The organism is Hydrogenobaculum sp. 3684 (assembly GCF_000213785.1).
Classification (GTDB): Bacteria; Aquificota; Aquificia; order Aquificales; family Aquificaceae; genus Hydrogenobaculum.
In genome coordinates this window covers 974,073-990,345 of sequence record NC_015557.1, presented here as the reverse complement: position 1 = coordinate 990,345, position 16,273 = coordinate 974,073, and the positions used below count along the sequence as shown (strand labels likewise).

Genomic DNA, 16,273 nt, shown 5'->3' with positions numbered 1-16,273 from the left:
ATGGCGGCTTCTGATAAACATGTTATACTTTTAGTGTCTCAGTGGTGTGCTACATGTCCAGATGCAGATGCTCTTTATCAAAAGTTACAAGCTGAACTTGGTTTCAAGTACGAAGTGCTCGATGTGGCTCAACCAGAAGGTAGGGCTTGGGCTAAAAAGTTAATAGTTAGAAGTGTTCCATCTACGATTATAAACGGCAAACTAACATTTGTAGGAGTGCCCTCAGAAGAAGAGGTAAGGAAGGTGCTTAACTCATGATGGAAGCAGAAGGCCAAAAAGTGTTAATACTAATGACAAGCGGTCCAAAAACACCTCATAGATGCGCTACACCGTTTTTTATAGGAGCTTTGATGGCTTCAAACGATGCAATAGTAGAGATATTTTTTAATATGGATGGTACAAATCTAATAAGAAAGGGCGTTCCAGAATCTATATACCCCGGTGGAGATTCCTGTGTAGCAGGTCAAAAACCAAAATCGGTATATGAATTTATGAAAGATGCTAAAGCTGCTGGTGTTAAACTTTACTCTTGTAAGCAGGCTATAGATTCATCGGGTTTAAAAGAAGATGAGCTAATACCATTGCTAGACGGTATAGTTCCAGCTGGTGAATTTGCTCAAAAATCTTTAGAAGCTGATAAGGTAATAATTTTTTAGGCTTTTAAAAGTTAAAAATTAATTTAGAAAATAATTTATTAAGGAGGTATATATGGCAGTAGTAAACGGGTGCAATATCCCAGAGGATTTACTTTACGACGTTGACGCAGAGGCTAATGCCTTCACATGGGCAAAAGACAACGGTGATGGCACCTTCACGGTAGGCCTCACTTCTGTAGCTGCAGCTATGGCTGGTAGATTGGTAGCCTATACACCGAAAAAACCAGGTAAAACTGTGGAAAGAAGAAAGTCAGTAGCTACCATAGAAAGTGGAAAATGGGTTGGTCCAGTGCCATCTCCATTGAGTGGCGAAGTGGTAGAGATAAACGATGCAGTAAAAGCAAATCCTGCCTTAGCTAACGACGATCCCTATGGTGCTGGTTGGATAGCAAAGATAAAACCCACTAATCCATCAGAAGTGTCAATGCTTCTTAAAGGCCCAGAAGCTGCAGAAAAGTTAGGTGCTATAGCAAAAGAAAAAGGTATCTCCTGCGGTTAATATAATCTATGCCCTACTCTTTTGGAGTAGGGCCGCTAAATTTAATTTAAAAATCAATTGTATGTGGTGTTTTAAATGAAGAAATTAGCTATTGTGTTGATGTCTGATGTAAATATAAGTGAATTGAGAGTAGAGATGAGTATGAGGTTTGCTTTAAGAGCCTCTGAGGATCCAAGCTTTGATGTGAGATTTTTCTTTTGGGCAGACGGAGTTAAAGTACCAAGACAAATAGAGAATATACCTCATTTAAAAGATTTGTTTTATAAGCTTTTAGAAAAAGGCGTTACTACAATGGCCTGTATAAACAACTCTACAAAGCTAGGAGAAAAAGATTACAACGAACAAAAAGGCATAAACGTTTTGGCTATTGGTCCAGAGCTTTTAGAACTCATAGATCAAGGTGCTGAAGTAATAACATTTTGAGGTAGAATTTATGATAGACATAGAAGTAGATGAAGCTTTTTTAGAAAAGCTAAAAACAGGTCTTAAAACAAAAGAAGAACATTTTGGAAACAATATATTTTTTTATGGGCCAGGTTTTAAGCATTACGAGGTAGAGGATTTCAAAACTGTGCCAAAACCGAGGTTTGTAGATATATCTATAACTGGGAAAAAATGTGAATTGATGTGCGATCACTGCGCTTCTAAAATATTGCACCATATGATACCTGCCACTTCTCCCGAAGAGCTTGTAAAAGTTTGTGAGGACTTAAAGGAAGCAGGCGTTGGAGGTATACTTATATCAGGAGGCTCAAACAAAGATAACGTCGTGGAGCTATACGACTATAAAGATGCAATGGTATATGCCAAAAAAGAGTTAGGGCTTATAGTAACATGTCATGTTGGCCTTGTGGATGAAAGATTGGCTAAGACGCTAAAAGAAGCTGATGTGGATGCTGTTCTTTTAGATATTATAGGTGAAGATGAAACAATTCATAAGGTTTATAAGCTTCCTCATAAAAGCACCAAAGACTACGACGAGTCATTGAGACTTTTAAAAGAGTATGGCCTTAAAATAGTGCCTCATATTATCATAGGCCTACATTACGGTAAGATTATAGGCGAGTTTAACGCGGTAGATATGATATCAAAATACGATCCCGATGCTTTGGTGCTTGTAGTGGTTATGCCTTACTACGGTAACGCAAGATATCAGCTTATAAAACCTCCAAGCGCTGAAGAAGCTGCAGAGGTGATACTTTACGCTAGACAAAAAATGCCAAAAAACCCTATAATAATAGGATGTGCAAGACCAGCAGGAGAGTATCGCTTGGCTTTTGATACATACGCTATGTTAGCAGGAGCCAACGGTATAGCTTTTCCAGCAGAGGGCATAGTATCTCAAAGCATGGAATTTGGTATGAAGCCTCATATATCTCCAAACTGCTGTTCTACGGTGATATTTGACATTAGGGATTTTGTGAATGGCTGAAGTATTAGAAGTTTTAGATATCTCTAAAAGTCTGAAACTAATAAAACTAAAGAGTTTGTATCTTTCTAAAGCAAAACCAGGTCAATTTTTTATCATGCAATATCAAGAAAAGCCAGAAAGAATACCTGTTTTTATTATGAGTGCAGATGTAGAACATAGCACTGTTTCTTTCTTGTTGCAAAAATCTGATGACACGGTGGTGACTGAGGCTTTTGAAAATATAAAACCAGGGCAAAGGTTGCATTACGTGGAAGGTCCAGCTGGAAAACCTTTCCCTCAGCTAGAATATAAGAATATACTCTTTGTTAGTATAAATTGGGGTTTTGCAGGTATATACAATCTTGCAAAACATCTAAAGCCAAAAAACAAAATAGAACTTGCTTTTATAAATTCTGACTCAGTGCGTTTAGACGATTTGAAAAGCTATACAGATATATTTGATCATGTTTATGAGTTTGATAGTATAGAGGCTTTTAGCAAGATTGATAAACCATATGATGTTGTTGTAAGTGCTGGTTCTAACGATTTAGCTAAAGAGTTAGTTAGTGTTTATGAAGATAAAAATGTTTTGTGTGCAGTTATCACAAGGATGCTTTGTACGGTAGGGCTTTGTTTGGCTTGTAGGATTCAATATGATGGCAAGCTTAAACTTCCTTGCGTAGAGGGGCCTTGGCTTGAAGCCAACAAGATAGATTTTGATGATTTAAACAGAAGGCACCTAATTTTAAAAGAAGTGTTGGTGCGTTCTAGGAAGAGTTGAGCCATGAAAAAAATTAGGTATTACGATAGAAACCAAGAAGTCCTAATGCCAGTGGATAAGCGCACAAAGACTTTTGAAGAGTATGCTCTTGGCTATACAATAAATTTAGCTATAGATGAGGCAAGGCGTTGTATACTTTGCAAAGATGCGGATAAAAGATGTATTAAAGGTTGTCCTATAAATGTAGACATACCTGGTTTTATATCGAAGATAGCGGAAGGTAACATATTGGAAGCTTACAAGATAATCACTCAAACCGATATATTTCCATCAATATGTGGAAGGGTATGTCCTCAAGAAAGGCAATGCGAAGGTGCTTGCATATTGTACTTTGATACGGTAAGAAACAAGAGAAACAAGGGTCTTCCTGTTAACATAGGGGCTTTAGAAAAGTTTGTAGGAGATTTTGTAAGGATATCTGGCATAGAACCATCGGTAGAGATAGAAGAAAAGAAAGGATACAAAGTTGCGATTGTGGGCTCAGGTCCAGCATCATTAGGATGTGCTTATGAACTTGCTAGAAGAGGTGTAGATGTTGAGGTTTACGAGGCGCTTCCTAAGCTTGGTGGTGTAATGTTTTACGGTATTCCAAATGCAAGGCTTGATAAATCTATATTAGAATACGAAATAAACAAGCTCAAAAAAATGGGCGTAAAATTTCATACTGGCATAGTAGTAGGAAGAAGCATATCGCTTAAAGAACTAAAGGAAAATTTCGATGCGGTGTTTATAGGCGTAGGTGCCGGTAGGGGAAATCTCGGTATAAAAGGAGACAACCTTATAAATGTATATTCTGCAATAGAATTTCTCATGAATATAGCTTTAGGTTGTCCGATGGCAGATATAAAAAAAGTAGCCATAATAGGTGGTGGATTTACCGCTGTGGATTGTGCTATAAGTGCTATAAGGTTTGGTATAGAAACCCATGTAGTTTATAGAAGAACCAGAGAAACCTCATCAGCTAGAGACGAAGAATGGGATCATATTCAAGAAGAAGGTGCCATAATACATTGGCTTACACAACCGAAAGAAATAATAGGAGATGAAAACGGTTATACAAAAGGTCTTCTTTGTGTGAAAATGGAGCTTGGTGAACCGGACGAATCGGGAAGACCTAGACCAATTGAGATACCAAACTCAGAGTTTGTTATAGACTGTGACGCTGTGGTGTTGGCTATAGGCCAAAAACCAAACCCTATAGCCTTTGAAGAATTAAACTTAAAAACTACAAAATGGGGTACTCTTGAAGTGGACCAAAATTATATGTGTTCTGTTGAGGGTATATTTGCATCTGGGGATGTGGTAAACGGTGGTGATACTGTAGTAAGAGCTTTGAAAGAAGGAAAAGAAGCGGCAAAGCATATTTACGATTATCTTATCAATAAATCTAGGAGGTCATAGCATGTCAAAGAAGAAAATTGTTATAGGAATAGTAGCCTTAGGGGCTGTGTTTTTGCTTTTTAGAGCTTGTGGGTCTTCGCCTCAAGGGATATCTAGAGATTTAGTATCGGATTTTATGGCTAATCTAAAAGACCATCATCCTATAAAAGCTATAAGAAAGCTCGATCCAAGCCTAAGGGAAAGCTTAGAAAGCCAATTAAAATTACCACTTGCTTTAGTGGAGATGAAGCCGTATGAAGCTTTGGGGGCTTCTTTGGAGGGTCAGATGTCTTTTGTAAAATCTTTTAAGATTAAAAATGTGTCAAAAATATCAGATTCTGAGGTAAAGGTTGTGCTAGAAACCAAAGACAACGAGCATATGGAACGTGATATTACTTTTACCGTATCAAAAGAGGACGGCTCTTGGAAGATAACCAGCATAAGTTTTTAGCGTTTATTTATTGAAAGTACTTGTTTGGCAAACAGCTTACTTAGGGGATGTGGTACTGGCTACATCCCTTTTGCAAAATACCGTTGATATTTTTGGTGAGTACAGCGTAGGTTTTGTAGGAAGGCCTTTTATAAAAGATGTTTTATATGGTTACCCTGTAGAGCTTTATCCTTACGATAGATCCTTAAAAGATTCTTTTGATATCATAAAAGCCATAAAAGGCTACGATGCTGTTTTGTCTTTACATGTATCTTTTAGAAGCGCCTTAATGCTTTATTTGTCTGGTATTAAAAAGCGAATAGGTTTTGATAGATCAGAGGGGAAATTTTTATATACAGACCTTATACCTTACCAAGAAAAAGGTATTCACGAGATAGAAAGAAATATAAAACTTTTGGAGCTTTTGATATCAAAAAAACTAACTCCAAAACCGCCAAAGTTATATATAGAAGAAGGTCTAAAAGAAGCTGTAAAAAGAAAATTCAATTTACCACTTTCTTTCATAGCAATATCCCCTATATCAAATTTTTTCTTAAAAACCTGGAAACAAGAGCACTTTGTAAAACTATCAAAATTTCTTGATAAACCTGTAGTTATATTATCTGATAAACGTTTAGAGGCTTTTGACAATATAAAAAATGTTTTAAACTTATCAGGTCTAACATCTTTAAAAGAGTTTTTAGCTGTTGTTAGTCTTTCTTCTTTGGTGATTTCAAACGATTCTTCTTCCGTTCATATAGCAAACGCCTTTGGTATAAAAGCTATTTCAATATATTGCGCTACTTCAGCCTCTTATGGGTTTTATCCTATAAATGGGTTTTATTTAGAGCCTAAGCTGTATTGTCATCCTTGTTCTATAAATCCTAAAAGCTGTAAAACAAAAACCTACAAGTGCCTTGATTTTGTAAAACCAGAGGACGTGTTAGAGAAAGTGAAGACTATTCATGATTTATTCATTTAGCTGTGGTATAATGGCATTTAATATTTAGGAGGAATTTTATGTATAAAAAGCTTTTGTTGTCTATAGGTGCTTTTGGTATGATTATAGGCAGTGCTTATGCAAAGGACGCTTGTCCATCAAAAACAGAGGTTAAAAGCATATTGAAAAATTTTAACCTACCGCCTACTATAAAAATAGAAGATGTATATCCATCCAAAAGACTTAGCGGTTTTTGTGAAGTGGTGTTTAAAGTATCTCCTCTAAACGCTCAATACTTTTTTATAAGTAAAAACGGAAACTATATAATACAAGGTCAAGTGATAGATATAAAGCATAAGTCTTTGGTAGCTCCAGATCTATCTAAGTATGAAAAGCTATCAAAGCATCAACTAAAAGAATTAGAAGACCATGTTGATTTTGTGTACAACTCTAAAAACGCTAAAAACTTTGTATATTTCATAACAGATCCTCAATGTCCGTTTTGTCACGAAGCGGAAGGCCCGCTTAAAGAATGGGCTAAGAAAAACCATATAGCAATAAAAGTAATTTTATATCCTGTACAAACACCAACAGGCTCTTTGCATCCAGGCTCTATTAAGAAATCCGCTGAGCTTTTATGTGACAACAACGCTAGTTATAGCATGCTGGAGTTTATGTACAGTGCTCCGGTACCAAAAAGCCCTTGTAAAAAAGGTTTAGAAAAAGTAAAGGAAAATATATCATATTTGCAAGGTTTAGGAGTAGATGGAACGCCTACATTTGTGGGTCCTACTGGAAAAGTGGAAACTGGTATTGCAAACTCAAAAGAAGCGATGTACAAAGAGTTTGGCAATCTGATAAAATAATTGTTATGATAGCTTACTTTGTAATGGAATGCGGCATAGAACCATATATACCCACTTACAGTGGGGGTTTAGGGGTATTGGCTGGTGATACTCTTCAAAGTCTTGCGGATTTAAAAGTGCCCTCTGTAGGTGTTACTATACTCTGGAGAAAGGGCTATACATCTCAGCATCTTACAGCTCATGGAGCTCAAACTGATTTCCCGCAAACTTGGGACCCATCAAAATATTTAAAGCCTTTAGATATTAAAATCAAAATACCTGTTAACGGTCAAGATATATATGTGACAGCTTGGAAATACGATATGGTGGGTATTTCTGGACACGTAGTACCAGTACTATTTTTAGATACAAACCTAAAAGAAAACCAACCAGAGATAAGACAGATATTTGACAGGCTTTATCTTGCCCAAGGAAAGGATAGGATGCTTCAAGAGATTATATTTGGTGTAGGTGGTTATGAGCTTTTAAAGGTTTTGGGTTATAAGATTATGGTATATCACATAAATGAAAGTCACTCAGCATTTCTCACGATAGGTCTTCTGAAAGATTTACAAGATATAGAAAAAGTGAGAGATAGAGTAGTTTTTGTAACTCATACACCTGTGGCAGCTGCTTTTGACAAGTTCCCAATAGACGATGTGAAAACCTATTTAAAAGATTATATAAAAGATACGAATATGGAGGATCTTTTTGATCACGATCAAGAGTTTAACCTATCTTGGATATCTTTAAAAGCTTCAAGAACTGTGGCTGCTGTATCAAGAAAACACAAATATGTTTCAGAGGGCATTTTTGAAGGGTATAAGCTGGAATACGTTACCAACGGCGTTCATCATATAAGATGGGCCTCCCCTCACCATAAAAAGTTATATACGGAATTTATAAGGGGTTGGGAAGAAGACCCATCTCTTCTAAGACAAATAACCAATGTGCCTGACCAGATATTTATACAAGCCCATCAAAAAGCAAAGGAAGATCTTATAGATCTTGTAAACTCTCAAACGGACGCTTCATTTTCTAGGGATTGGTTTACTATAGGTGTAGCAAGACGTATGACAGCCTATAAAAGAAACCACATGATATTAAAAGATCTTGATTGGCTCATAGATATAGCCAACGATTTTAACGGTCTTCAAATAGTATTTTCTGGTAAGGCTCATCCGCTTGACGGGGAAGGCAAAGCCATCATAAAAGAGATATTTGATGCAAAAGATTACGTAAAATCCAAAACCGACAAGTTAAAAATAGCTTTTATAGAAAATTACGACATGTATAAAGCTAAGATTATTATATCCGGTGTAGATATATGGTTAAACACTCCACAAAGACCTTTAGAGGCTTCTGGTACAAGTGGAATTAAAGCAGCTTTAAACGGTGTCCCAAGTTTCTCCGTATTGGATGGTTGGTGGATAGAAGGTTGTATGGAAAACGTAAACGGCTGGTCCATAGGTAAAAAAACCTCTTGGGAAGATATAGACGTAGAACCAGAATGGGATCCTGATGAGATTCATGATCTTTACAACAAGCTTAGATATATAATATTGCCCACTTACTATGATAGTTTTGGCAAATATGTAAGTGTGATGAAGATGTCTGTGGCCACTGTATCCACTTACTTTAATACAAATAGGATGGTGATGGAGTATATCACAAAGCTTTATCTAAAGAACACGTTGGCGGTGTGAAGAACTACAAATTTAGTATATCCTTTGTGGGTACAAATTACAGCGGATGGCAATACCAACCAAACGTACCCACCATACAAAACGAAGTAGAAGAAAAACTTTATTACATAGTAAATAAGAAAAAACCTATAAAGCAAAAAATAAGGGCAATAGGTTGTTCTAGGACAGACAAAGGCGTTCATGCTATTGAGTTTGTATTCAACGTCAAGATGGAATTTGATAAAGATTTAAACTTTTTAAAAAAAGCCCTAAACAGCGCTCTACCAAAGGATATAAAAGTCCACAACATAGAAGAAGTTCCTTTGGAATTTAACTCACGTTTTGATGCTTTAAAAAAAACCTATATATACAAACTGTTTTTTGATGAGAAAAACTCACCGTTTTTCCAGGATAGGGCAATGCTTGTGTATAAGCCTACAGATTTAGGCAAAATGATGGAGATATCGTACTTATTTTTAGGTTATAAGGATTTTAGGGGATTTACCAAAGAGCTTGAAGACGAAAACGGATATTGCTTTGTAGAAAATATAACTTTTAAAGTGGATTACCCTTTGGTAGAAATATCAATTACTGCCAATAGATTTTTGAGGTATATGGTAAGGCGTATGGTAGGCACGATGTTATCTTACGCTCAAGGGCTTATATCCATAGACGATGTTAACGATTTTTTACAAGCCAAAAAAGTTTCAAACCACACGGCAAAAGCTAATGGTTTATACTTAAAAAAGGTGTATTACTGATGGAAATAGGCGATATAGTTTTAGATATGTATAGGATAGTAGGGATTCTTGGGGAAGGTGAGTTTGGTAAAGTATACAAAGTTGAGGGCTTAAAAGGCAAATACAAATGGAAAGAGTTTGCATTAAAAATAGCAAAAGATGAATATGCCATAGAGTACCTTTGGAAAGAAGTCCAATCCCTTATTCTTTTAAGACATCCAAACATTATATCTTTGATAAGCTATCTTTATAAAAAAGAGGAAAAGAGATTGTATGTTATATACGAGCTTATGGATACTGGAAATTTAAAAGAATATATATCTCATCAAGATCTTAACAAAGAGGCTGTATTGAAGATTTTTACGGACATAACCAACGGCCTTGCTTTTTTACATCAAATGGGCTATATACACAGCGATATAAAACCAGATAACGTGTTTGGTAAAAAGATATTAAAAGGGCTTGTGTGGAAATTGGGGGATTTTGGGCTTTTAAAAACAAAAAAAGGACAATCTCTTATATCTGTAAAAGGTACTGTAGGCTATATAGCCCCTGAGATATTTAGAAATGAAATATATCCAGCCAGCGATATATTTTCTATGGGAGCGTTGCTTCACTATATCCTTACAAAAAAAGACCCTTTTGAGGTAGAAAGCGATATACCAAAGTTAAAAAGAAACAAAAACTGCGATTATAAGATATCCGAAGACTTACCTCAAAAAACAAGGGAATTTATAAAGATGCTTTTAGAGTGTGATTACAACAAAAGATTTCAAAACGCTATGGAACTAAGAGAATATCTAAAGACTCACGAGATTTTATGAATATAATCTACGAGTGCGGGCAGATAATAGGAGAGAAGAACTACCAAAGCGATGAAATATTTGTGCAAGATAGTGTATTTGCAGTGGCAGATGGTATGGGAGATAAAAACTCTGGAAAGCTTGCCTCAAAAATAGCGATACAGGTGTTAGAGCAATATTTAGATGATATAGAAAATGCTTTTAATAAAATAAACAAAGAGATTATAAATAGGTTAAGTAAATATGCAGACGGGCTTATATGTGGTACCACGCTTAGTGTGTTAAAATGCGATTTGGATAGCATGATGTACTATGTATATCATGTTGGAGATTCTAAAATATTTCTTATTCGTGATAAAAGCCTAATACAACTTACTAAAGACCAAAGCAAACTAGAAAACTATAAAAAATACGTAAAAGCCCTTGGTATAAATTGGAGTATAGATTTATATAAAACGATAGGAAACATTGAGAAAAACGATATTTTTTTAATATCCACAGACGGCATATGCGATATAAAAGATGTATTGGAAGATATAGCAGGAAAAGATCCTAAATCTATAAAAGAGCATATTTTGTCAAAAAAACATCGTATGAAAGATAACCTATCTTTTATAGTGTTAAAAGTTTTTTAGCTTTTGAGATGCAAATATGTTCTCTAATATGAACTTCTTAATACCATTTTTTGTAAGGTTAAACATCTCTCTTAGCTCTTTCTGAGAAGCATGCTCTACAAACTTGTCTGGAATACCTATTCTATAAAGTTGTACGTCTAACATATTGTCGTTAAAAAACTCTAAAACAGAGGCTCCAAAACCACCCTTTAAAACTCCGTCTTCAACGGTTAAAACTGTGTTAAACCTTTTTGCTATATCAAATAGCATATCTTCATCTAAAGGTTTTATAAACCTTGCATTTACCACTTCTATGTTTATACCATGCTCTAAAAGCTCATAAGATGCTTCTAAAGCTTCTTTCAAAAGATAACTGTTTGTAAGTATAGCTATATCTGTACCAGGCTTTAACACTTCCCATTTACCTATTTTTATAAGCTTTGGTGCTCTTTCTTCTTTGGATAAAACCGCTTCTCCTCTTGGATACCTTATTACAAATGGTTTGTTGGAATTTATAGCTGTGTAAAGAAGGTCTAAAAGCTCAAGATTGTCTTTTGGAGATGATATAACGATGTTTGGTATACAATTTAAAAACGATATATCAAAAACCCCATGGTGCGTAGGTCCATCTTCTCCTACTAAACCAGCTCTATCTACTGCAAAGACAACGTTTAGATTTTGAAGAGCTATATCGTGTATTATTTGATCGTAGGCTCTTTGCATAAAAGTAGAATAATAAGCCAAAACAGGTTTCAAACCCCCTGCTGCAAGCCCAGCAGAAAATGTAGCAGCGTGCTGTTCGGCTATGCCAACGTCAAAAAACCTGTCTGGATATTTTTTAGCAAAATCCACAAGACCAGAACCCTCTTTCATGGCTGGGGTTATAGCTACCACTTTTTCATCAAGCTCCGCTATTTTAAGAAGCGCTTCGGAAAAGCATTGGGTCCAGGATTTACCGCCAGACATTTTTGAAGCTTCACCAGATTCCTTTTTGTAAGGGGCAACACCGTGCCATTTCACAGGGTTTTCTTCCGCTGGTTCGTAGCCCTTTCCTTTCTTTGTGACAATGTGTATTAACACGGGTCCATCTATAAATTTTGCGTTTTCTAATGTTGTTTCAAGGGCTTCTTCGTTGTGACCATCTATTATACCTATGTAATTCAGACCAAGCTCTTCAAACAAAATACCAGGCGTGGCAAAACCCTTTACAAATTCTTCTGTAAGTTTTGCAAATCTTCTTGGTACAAACCCAGCTTTATCTAAAATATTTTTTATTTTATTTCTTGTATCTTGGATGTGTCTGCCGGTGATTAGTTTGTTTAAATATGTGGATATTGCACCTATATTTTTTGATATAGACATTTCGTTGTCGTTTAATATTATTATAAGTTTGTTATGATGAAGGTGTCCTATGTTGTTTAAAGCTTCATATACCATGCCTGCGGTCATAGCACCGTCCCCTATAACGGCTACTACATAAGAATCATCTTTTAATAGGTCTTTTGCTACTCTAAAACCTTCCGCTGCCGATATAGAAGTAGAGCTATGCCCAGCTCCAAAAGCATCGTATATACTCTCTTCTCTTCTTAAAAACCCAGATATACCACCTTTTTTTCTAAGCGTATGAAATACATCTTTTCTATCTGTTAGTATCTTCCAAGGGTAAGCTTGATGGCCTATATCCCAGATTACAATATCCTTTGGTACATCAAAAACCCTTAAAAGTGCTATGGTAAGCTCTACAACACCAAGACCAGGAGCCACATGACCCCCGTTTTTGGATGTTACATCTATGATAAGTTCTCTAACTTCTCGAGCTAAAACTTCCAATTCCTCTTTTGAAAGCTCTTTTAAATCCAATACGCTGTTTATACGTTCTAATACACTCATTTAATTTAATATATTATCTTGCTACAAAATCAAATATGATATCAAGCCCTAAAAATACTGTCAGTAGACAGAAAAATAAACCTGTTACAGCTATGGCTATACCTTTTAATTTACCGGCATCCTCTTGTTTTACCCATAGATACATAAAAGTACCTATAAGATAAAGAGCTGAGAATATGGCAATCCACTTGTGTAAAAATATAAAAAGCGCCGGGGCTTTTACCATTATATAGGATATTCTCTCGGCACCAAAACCAGCAAGCACCGCTAAAATTCCAAAAATCACCGATAAACCATGATTTGCAAGACCAAAAATCATAACTGGTTTTTTCTTAAGGATTGTAAACACAAGAAGATAAGTTGTAAAAGCCGTTAGAGCGTAAGTGCCAGCAAACATCGCAAAAAAAGCATGTAACATAAACTATACCTCCATAAGTATTAGAATATAATTATAAACCATAAATAAAGGTACAATGCAAAAATATTCTTATAAAAAGCTCAAAAAAAGCTTATACTATCAAAAGACATATTGACACACCAAACAAATGTTATAATATATATCTATCTCATTTCCAAAGGAGGCTTGATATGTATTATGTAGCTAAGGTTATAAATGACGAATGCAGCAAATACAACTGCAAACAATGCACGCTTTTTTGTCCAGAACCAAACACCCTTATGTACGATGACAACGAACATCATGCTTATGTGATTACAAATAGATGCAAAGGATGTGCTCTTTGCGTATACGTATGCTCTGATATGCTAAAAAGAAATGCCATAAAAATGGTGATGGCGGAAGCCCACGAAGAAGTGGCTTAGTATAGCGCTTATGGAATTTTCAAAAGAGCAATTGGAGTTTTTATCAAATATATTTGAGCAAGATGTTACCAACGATAATTTTGATGAGATACTAAAAGCCAAAAACTATAAACTATACCAGTGTAAAAACTGCGGTAAACTTATACTTCACGATAACTACGAATTTTGGAACATAACAGAATGCTGTGATGATAACTCTAAAATAATGGATGATGGGACTTTGATGTGTGAGGTTTGTTATTCAAGGTCTTTGGAAAATATGATGAGTTGGTTAAACAGAAGACCTGAGTGGGCAAAAGAAGTGAAGTTTGATATAAAAAGGAGGGAATGATGGCAAAAGTAGCTGTGTTGTTGGCACCTGGTTTTGAAGAAGTAGAAGCTATAGCCCCTATAGATATATTAAGAAGAGGCGGTGTAGAAGTGTTGATAGTAGGTGTAAAAGATAAAGTCATACCAAGCGCCAGAAATGTAAAAATTGAAGTTGATCTAACCATAGATGAGCTAAATGATGTAGATAACCTCGATATGATTATAATCCCTGGTGGTATGACAGGTGTTGAAAATCTCAAAAAGAGTGAAGAGGTAAAAAACCTTATAAATCAAATGAATGCTAAGAAAAAATATGTTAGCGCTATATGCGCGGGTCCTTTGGTGCTAAAAAATGCCGGTGTGGTGGAAAATAAGCATATTACCTCTCATCCGTCCGTGAAGCTTGAGTTTAACGAACATCTATACAAAGAAGAATCTGTGGTAGAAGATGAAAATATTATAAGCAGTAGAGGTCCAGCTACGGCTATGGTTTTTGGTTTTAGGCTTTTAGAAAAATTAACTTCAAAAGAAAAGGCAAAAGAAGTGGCAAAAGCGATGCTTTTTGATTATTGATATGGATTTTAAAAGCATAGAAAAAAAGTGGCAAGAACGCTGGGAAAAAGAATCTAAGACCCAAGAACCCGTAAACAAATTTTACGTACTTGAGATGTTCCCATATCCATCTGGAAAAATACACATGGGGCATGTAAGAAACTACACCATAGGAGACGCTATAGCCCGTATCAAAAGAATGGAAGGATATAACGTGCTTCATCCGATGGGATGGGATGCTTTTGGACTGCCTGCCGAAAACGCCGCTATAAAAAACAACTTAAGACCTGATATCTGGACTTATCAAAACATAGATTATATGAGGGCTCAGTTAAAATCTCTTGGTTTTTCTTACGATTGGGATAGAGAAATTGCCACTTGCAATCCAGATTATTATAAATGGAATCAGTGGATTTTTTTAAAGATGTATGAAAAAGGCGTAGTTTATAGGAAAACCGCCACTGTGAACTGGTGTCCTCACGATCAAACGGTTCTCGCCAACGAGCAGGTAATAGATGGAAAATGCTGGCGATGTGGTACTCTTATTGTCCAAAAAGAAATTCCCTCTTGGTATATAAAGGTTACAGATTACGCTGAAAGGCTTTTAAAAGATCTGGAGCTTTTAGAAGGAAAATGGCCTCAAAAAGTAATTATGCAACAAAGAAACTGGATAGGAAAAAGCGAAGGGGCTTTGGTAAAGTTTCCATTGGAAACAAAGCTAAAAGATTTTGAATATTTGGAAATTTTTACCACACGTATAGATACGGTATTTGGGGTTAGCTTTATGGCTATAGCCCCAGAGCATCCACTGGCCAAAGAGGTGTCCAAAGAAAACCAAGCTGTAAAAGATTTCTTACAAAAAATGTCTCATATATCTACAAGAGAAAGGGGTACCGCATCTGTTAAAGAAGGAGTTTTTACAGGCCTATACGCCATAAATCCTGCCAACGGCAAAAAAATACCCATATACGTGGCAAATTATATCCTCTTTGAATATGGAACAGGTGCCATAATGGCAGTGCCCGCTCACGATCAAAGGGACTTTGATTTTGCCAAAGCTTACAAGCTCGATATAATACCTGTTGTTAAACCCCAAAACGACAACCATGATTTTGATGAAAAAGCCTACGAAGAAAAGGGTATTCTTATAAACTCTGGAGATTTTGATGGACTTTCTTCCGATGAGGCAAAAGAAAAAATTTTAGAGTTTTTAAAAGCCAAAAACTTAGCCACCAAAAAAATCTCTTACAAGATAAAAGATTGGAATGTATCAAGACAGCGCTACTGGGGAACCCCTATACCTATGATACATTGTCAAAACTGCGGTATAGTGCCTGTGCCTTACGAAGATTTGCCGGTGCTTCTTCCAAAGGATGTAAACTTTACAGGACATGGAAACCCTTTAGAACAATCTGAGAGCTTTGTAAATACTACCTGTCCAAAATGCGGTGCCAAAGCAAGAAGAGAAACAGACACTATGGATACGTTTTTTGATTCCTCTTGGTATTTTTTGAGGTTCACAGATCCCAAAAACCACAAGCTTCCTTTTGATAAAGATATAGCCAATAGATGGATGAATGTGGATATATATATAGGCGGTATAGAGCATGCGGTGCTTCATCTTCTTTATTCGAGGTTTTTTGAAAAGTTTTTATACGATATAGGCCTTATAGACCATATAGAGCCTTTTGATAGGCTTATCACCCAAGGTATGGTCCTAAAAAAGTGGGTAAGTATAGGAAAACTCTTAGAACATCTTGGGCTTTCCGAAGAAGATGATATAGAGCTTCTTAAAGAAAAGTTAGAGCATCTAAATATATAAACAAATTAATATACCTTATAAAGAAAAATGAAATCTTAATGAAAAATTAACAATTCTATTTTATAATAAAAGCATCAAAACTTAAGGAGGTTTG

Annotated in this window: 20 protein-coding genes; 18 read left to right on the top strand and 2 right to left on the bottom strand. The window is 35.8% G+C overall.

Features of this window, described 5'->3' with window-relative positions:
• The 14 genes from HYD3684_RS05360 (at nt 1) to HYD3684_RS05295 (ending at nt 10,805) form a co-directional block, all read left to right on the top strand.
• Entirely contained in the window at nt 1-258 is a 258-nt protein-coding gene (locus HYD3684_RS05360; protein ID WP_015419659.1) for a thioredoxin family protein, read from the top strand.
• Entirely contained in the window at nt 255-656 is a 402-nt protein-coding gene (locus tag HYD3684_RS05355) for a DsrE family protein (RefSeq protein WP_015419658.1), read from the top strand. Before HYD3684_RS05360 ends, HYD3684_RS05355 begins: the two co-directional genes overlap by 4 nt.
• A gap of 52 nt (nt 657-708) precedes the next feature.
• Nucleotides 709-1,155, top strand: a complete 447-nt coding sequence (locus HYD3684_RS05350) for a glycine cleavage system protein H (protein ID WP_015419657.1) — start codon at nt 709-711, stop codon at nt 1,153-1,155.
• A 75-nt stretch (nt 1,156-1,230) separates the two neighbouring features.
• On the top strand, nt 1,231-1,578 hold the full coding sequence (locus tag HYD3684_RS05345) for a DsrE family protein (RefSeq protein WP_015419656.1): 348 nt from the start codon (nt 1,231-1,233) through the stop codon (nt 1,576-1,578).
• Between the two features lie 10 nt (nt 1,579-1,588).
• Nucleotides 1,589-2,587 (top strand): radical SAM protein, encoded by a 999-nt coding sequence (locus HYD3684_RS05340; protein ID WP_015419655.1) that lies wholly within the window; start codon nt 1,589-1,591, stop codon nt 2,585-2,587.
• A complete protein-coding gene (locus HYD3684_RS05335) occupies nt 2,580-3,347 on the top strand; it encodes a dihydroorotate dehydrogenase (RefSeq protein ID WP_015419654.1) in 768 nt (255 codons plus the stop codon). Before HYD3684_RS05340 ends, HYD3684_RS05335 begins: the two co-directional genes overlap by 8 nt.
• 3 nt (nt 3,348-3,350) lie before the next feature.
• Nucleotides 3,351-4,748: an NADPH-dependent glutamate synthase gene (gene gltA, locus HYD3684_RS05330; RefSeq protein ID WP_015419653.1), complete on the top strand. Its 1,398-nt coding sequence runs from the start codon at nt 3,351-3,353 to the stop codon at nt 4,746-4,748.
• Nucleotide 4,749: 1 nt separating this feature from the next.
• Nucleotides 4,750-5,178, top strand: coding sequence for a DUF4878 domain-containing protein (locus tag HYD3684_RS05325; RefSeq protein WP_015419652.1), 429 nt, complete (start codon nt 4,750-4,752; stop codon nt 5,176-5,178).
• 10 nt (nt 5,179-5,188) lie between these two features.
• Nucleotides 5,189-6,139: a glycosyltransferase family 9 protein gene (locus tag HYD3684_RS05320; RefSeq protein WP_015419651.1), complete on the top strand. Its 951-nt coding sequence runs from the start codon at nt 5,189-5,191 to the stop codon at nt 6,137-6,139.
• Nucleotides 6,140-6,177: 38 nt separating this feature from the next.
• The gene (locus HYD3684_RS05315) at nt 6,178-6,963 is read left to right on the top strand and encodes a DsbC family protein (RefSeq protein ID WP_015419650.1); all 786 of its coding nucleotides are present in this window, start codon (nt 6,178-6,180) and stop codon (nt 6,961-6,963) included.
• A 5-nt stretch (nt 6,964-6,968) separates the two neighbouring features.
• Complete coding sequence (gene glgP / locus HYD3684_RS05310; protein WP_015419649.1) at nt 6,969-8,648, top strand: alpha-glucan family phosphorylase; 1,680 nt, start codon at nt 6,969-6,971, stop codon at nt 8,646-8,648.
• On the top strand, nt 8,645-9,388 hold the full coding sequence (gene truA / locus HYD3684_RS05305; RefSeq protein ID WP_015419648.1) for a tRNA pseudouridine(38-40) synthase TruA: 744 nt from the start codon (nt 8,645-8,647) through the stop codon (nt 9,386-9,388). Before glgP ends, truA begins: the two co-directional genes overlap by 4 nt.
• A complete protein-coding gene (locus HYD3684_RS05300; protein ID WP_015419647.1) occupies nt 9,388-10,191 on the top strand; it encodes a serine/threonine-protein kinase in 804 nt (267 codons plus the stop codon). The genes truA and HYD3684_RS05300 overlap by 1 nt, the downstream gene beginning before the upstream one ends.
• Nucleotides 10,188-10,805 carry a protein phosphatase 2C domain-containing protein gene (locus HYD3684_RS05295; RefSeq protein ID WP_015419646.1) on the top strand — a complete coding sequence of 206 codons (618 nt, stop codon included), beginning with the start codon at nt 10,188-10,190 and terminating at the stop codon, nt 10,803-10,805. Before HYD3684_RS05300 ends, HYD3684_RS05295 begins: the two co-directional genes overlap by 4 nt.
• Here the strand turns inward: HYD3684_RS05295 and dxs are convergent.
• Together dxs and HYD3684_RS05285 are read right to left on the bottom strand one after the other, a co-directional pair.
• Nucleotides 10,791-12,674, bottom strand: a complete 1,884-nt coding sequence (dxs, locus tag HYD3684_RS05290; protein ID WP_015419645.1) for a 1-deoxy-D-xylulose-5-phosphate synthase — start codon at nt 12,672-12,674, stop codon at nt 10,791-10,793. The genes HYD3684_RS05295 and dxs overlap by 15 nt on opposite strands.
• Nucleotides 12,675-12,687: 13 nt before the next feature.
• Nucleotides 12,688-13,092, bottom strand: a complete 405-nt coding sequence (locus HYD3684_RS05285; protein WP_015419644.1) for a hypothetical protein — start codon at nt 13,090-13,092, stop codon at nt 12,688-12,690.
• A gap of 170 nt (nt 13,093-13,262) precedes the next feature.
• On the opposite strand from HYD3684_RS05285, the gene HYD3684_RS05280 reads away from it, so the two are divergent.
• The 4 genes from HYD3684_RS05280 to leuS are packed head-to-tail and all read left to right on the top strand — an operon-like array spanning nt 13,263 to nt 16,179.
• Nucleotides 13,263-13,496 (top strand): pyruvate ferredoxin oxidoreductase, encoded by a 234-nt coding sequence (locus HYD3684_RS05280; protein WP_015419643.1) that lies wholly within the window; start codon nt 13,263-13,265, stop codon nt 13,494-13,496.
• A 10-nt stretch (nt 13,497-13,506) separates the two neighbouring features.
• On the top strand, nt 13,507-13,827 hold the full coding sequence (locus HYD3684_RS05275; RefSeq protein WP_012514100.1) for a hypothetical protein: 321 nt from the start codon (nt 13,507-13,509) through the stop codon (nt 13,825-13,827).
• On the top strand, nt 13,827-14,378 hold the full coding sequence (locus HYD3684_RS05270) for a DJ-1 family glyoxalase III (RefSeq protein WP_015419642.1): 552 nt from the start codon (nt 13,827-13,829) through the stop codon (nt 14,376-14,378). The genes HYD3684_RS05275 and HYD3684_RS05270 overlap by 1 nt, the downstream gene beginning before the upstream one ends.
• A 1-nt stretch (nt 14,379) precedes the next feature.
• Complete coding sequence (gene leuS / locus HYD3684_RS05265) at nt 14,380-16,179, top strand: leucine--tRNA ligase (RefSeq protein WP_015419641.1); 1,800 nt, start codon at nt 14,380-14,382, stop codon at nt 16,177-16,179.
• Nucleotides 16,180-16,273 lie beyond the last annotated feature (94 nt).

Bases quoted from the DNA above. Each gene is read 5' to 3' on its own strand.
- HYD3684_RS05360 (WP_015419659.1), top strand. From the start codon at position 1: ATGGCGGCTTCTGATAAACATGTTATACTTTTAGTGTCTCAGTGGTGT.
- HYD3684_RS05355 (WP_015419658.1), top strand. From the start codon at position 255: ATGATGGAAGCAGAAGGCCAAAAAGTGTTAATACTAATGACAAGCGGT.
- HYD3684_RS05350 (WP_015419657.1), top strand. From the start codon at position 709: ATGGCAGTAGTAAACGGGTGCAATATCCCAGAGGATTTACTTTACGAC.
- HYD3684_RS05345 (WP_015419656.1), top strand. From the start codon at position 1,231: ATGAAGAAATTAGCTATTGTGTTGATGTCTGATGTAAATATAAGTGAA.
- HYD3684_RS05340 (WP_015419655.1), top strand. From the start codon at position 1,589: ATGATAGACATAGAAGTAGATGAAGCTTTTTTAGAAAAGCTAAAAACA.
- HYD3684_RS05335 (WP_015419654.1), top strand. From the start codon at position 2,580: ATGGCTGAAGTATTAGAAGTTTTAGATATCTCTAAAAGTCTGAAACTA.
- gltA (WP_015419653.1), top strand. From the start codon at position 3,351: ATGAAAAAAATTAGGTATTACGATAGAAACCAAGAAGTCCTAATGCCA.
- HYD3684_RS05325 (WP_015419652.1), top strand. From the start codon at position 4,750: ATGTCAAAGAAGAAAATTGTTATAGGAATAGTAGCCTTAGGGGCTGTG.
- HYD3684_RS05315 (WP_015419650.1), top strand. From the start codon at position 6,178: ATGTATAAAAAGCTTTTGTTGTCTATAGGTGCTTTTGGTATGATTATA.
- glgP (WP_015419649.1), top strand. From the start codon at position 6,969: ATGATAGCTTACTTTGTAATGGAATGCGGCATAGAACCATATATACCC.
- HYD3684_RS05300 (WP_015419647.1), top strand. From the start codon at position 9,388: ATGGAAATAGGCGATATAGTTTTAGATATGTATAGGATAGTAGGGATT.
- HYD3684_RS05295 (WP_015419646.1), top strand. From the start codon at position 10,188: ATGAATATAATCTACGAGTGCGGGCAGATAATAGGAGAGAAGAACTAC.
- dxs (WP_015419645.1), bottom strand. From the start codon at position 12,674: ATGAGTGTATTAGAACGTATAAACAGCGTATTGGATTTAAAAGAGCTT.
- HYD3684_RS05285 (WP_015419644.1), bottom strand. From the start codon at position 13,092: ATGTTACATGCTTTTTTTGCGATGTTTGCTGGCACTTACGCTCTAACG.
- HYD3684_RS05280 (WP_015419643.1), top strand. From the start codon at position 13,263: ATGTATTATGTAGCTAAGGTTATAAATGACGAATGCAGCAAATACAAC.
- HYD3684_RS05275 (WP_012514100.1), top strand. From the start codon at position 13,507: ATGGAATTTTCAAAAGAGCAATTGGAGTTTTTATCAAATATATTTGAG.
- HYD3684_RS05270 (WP_015419642.1), top strand. From the start codon at position 13,827: ATGGCAAAAGTAGCTGTGTTGTTGGCACCTGGTTTTGAAGAAGTAGAA.
- leuS (WP_015419641.1), top strand. From the start codon at position 14,380: ATGGATTTTAAAAGCATAGAAAAAAAGTGGCAAGAACGCTGGGAAAAA.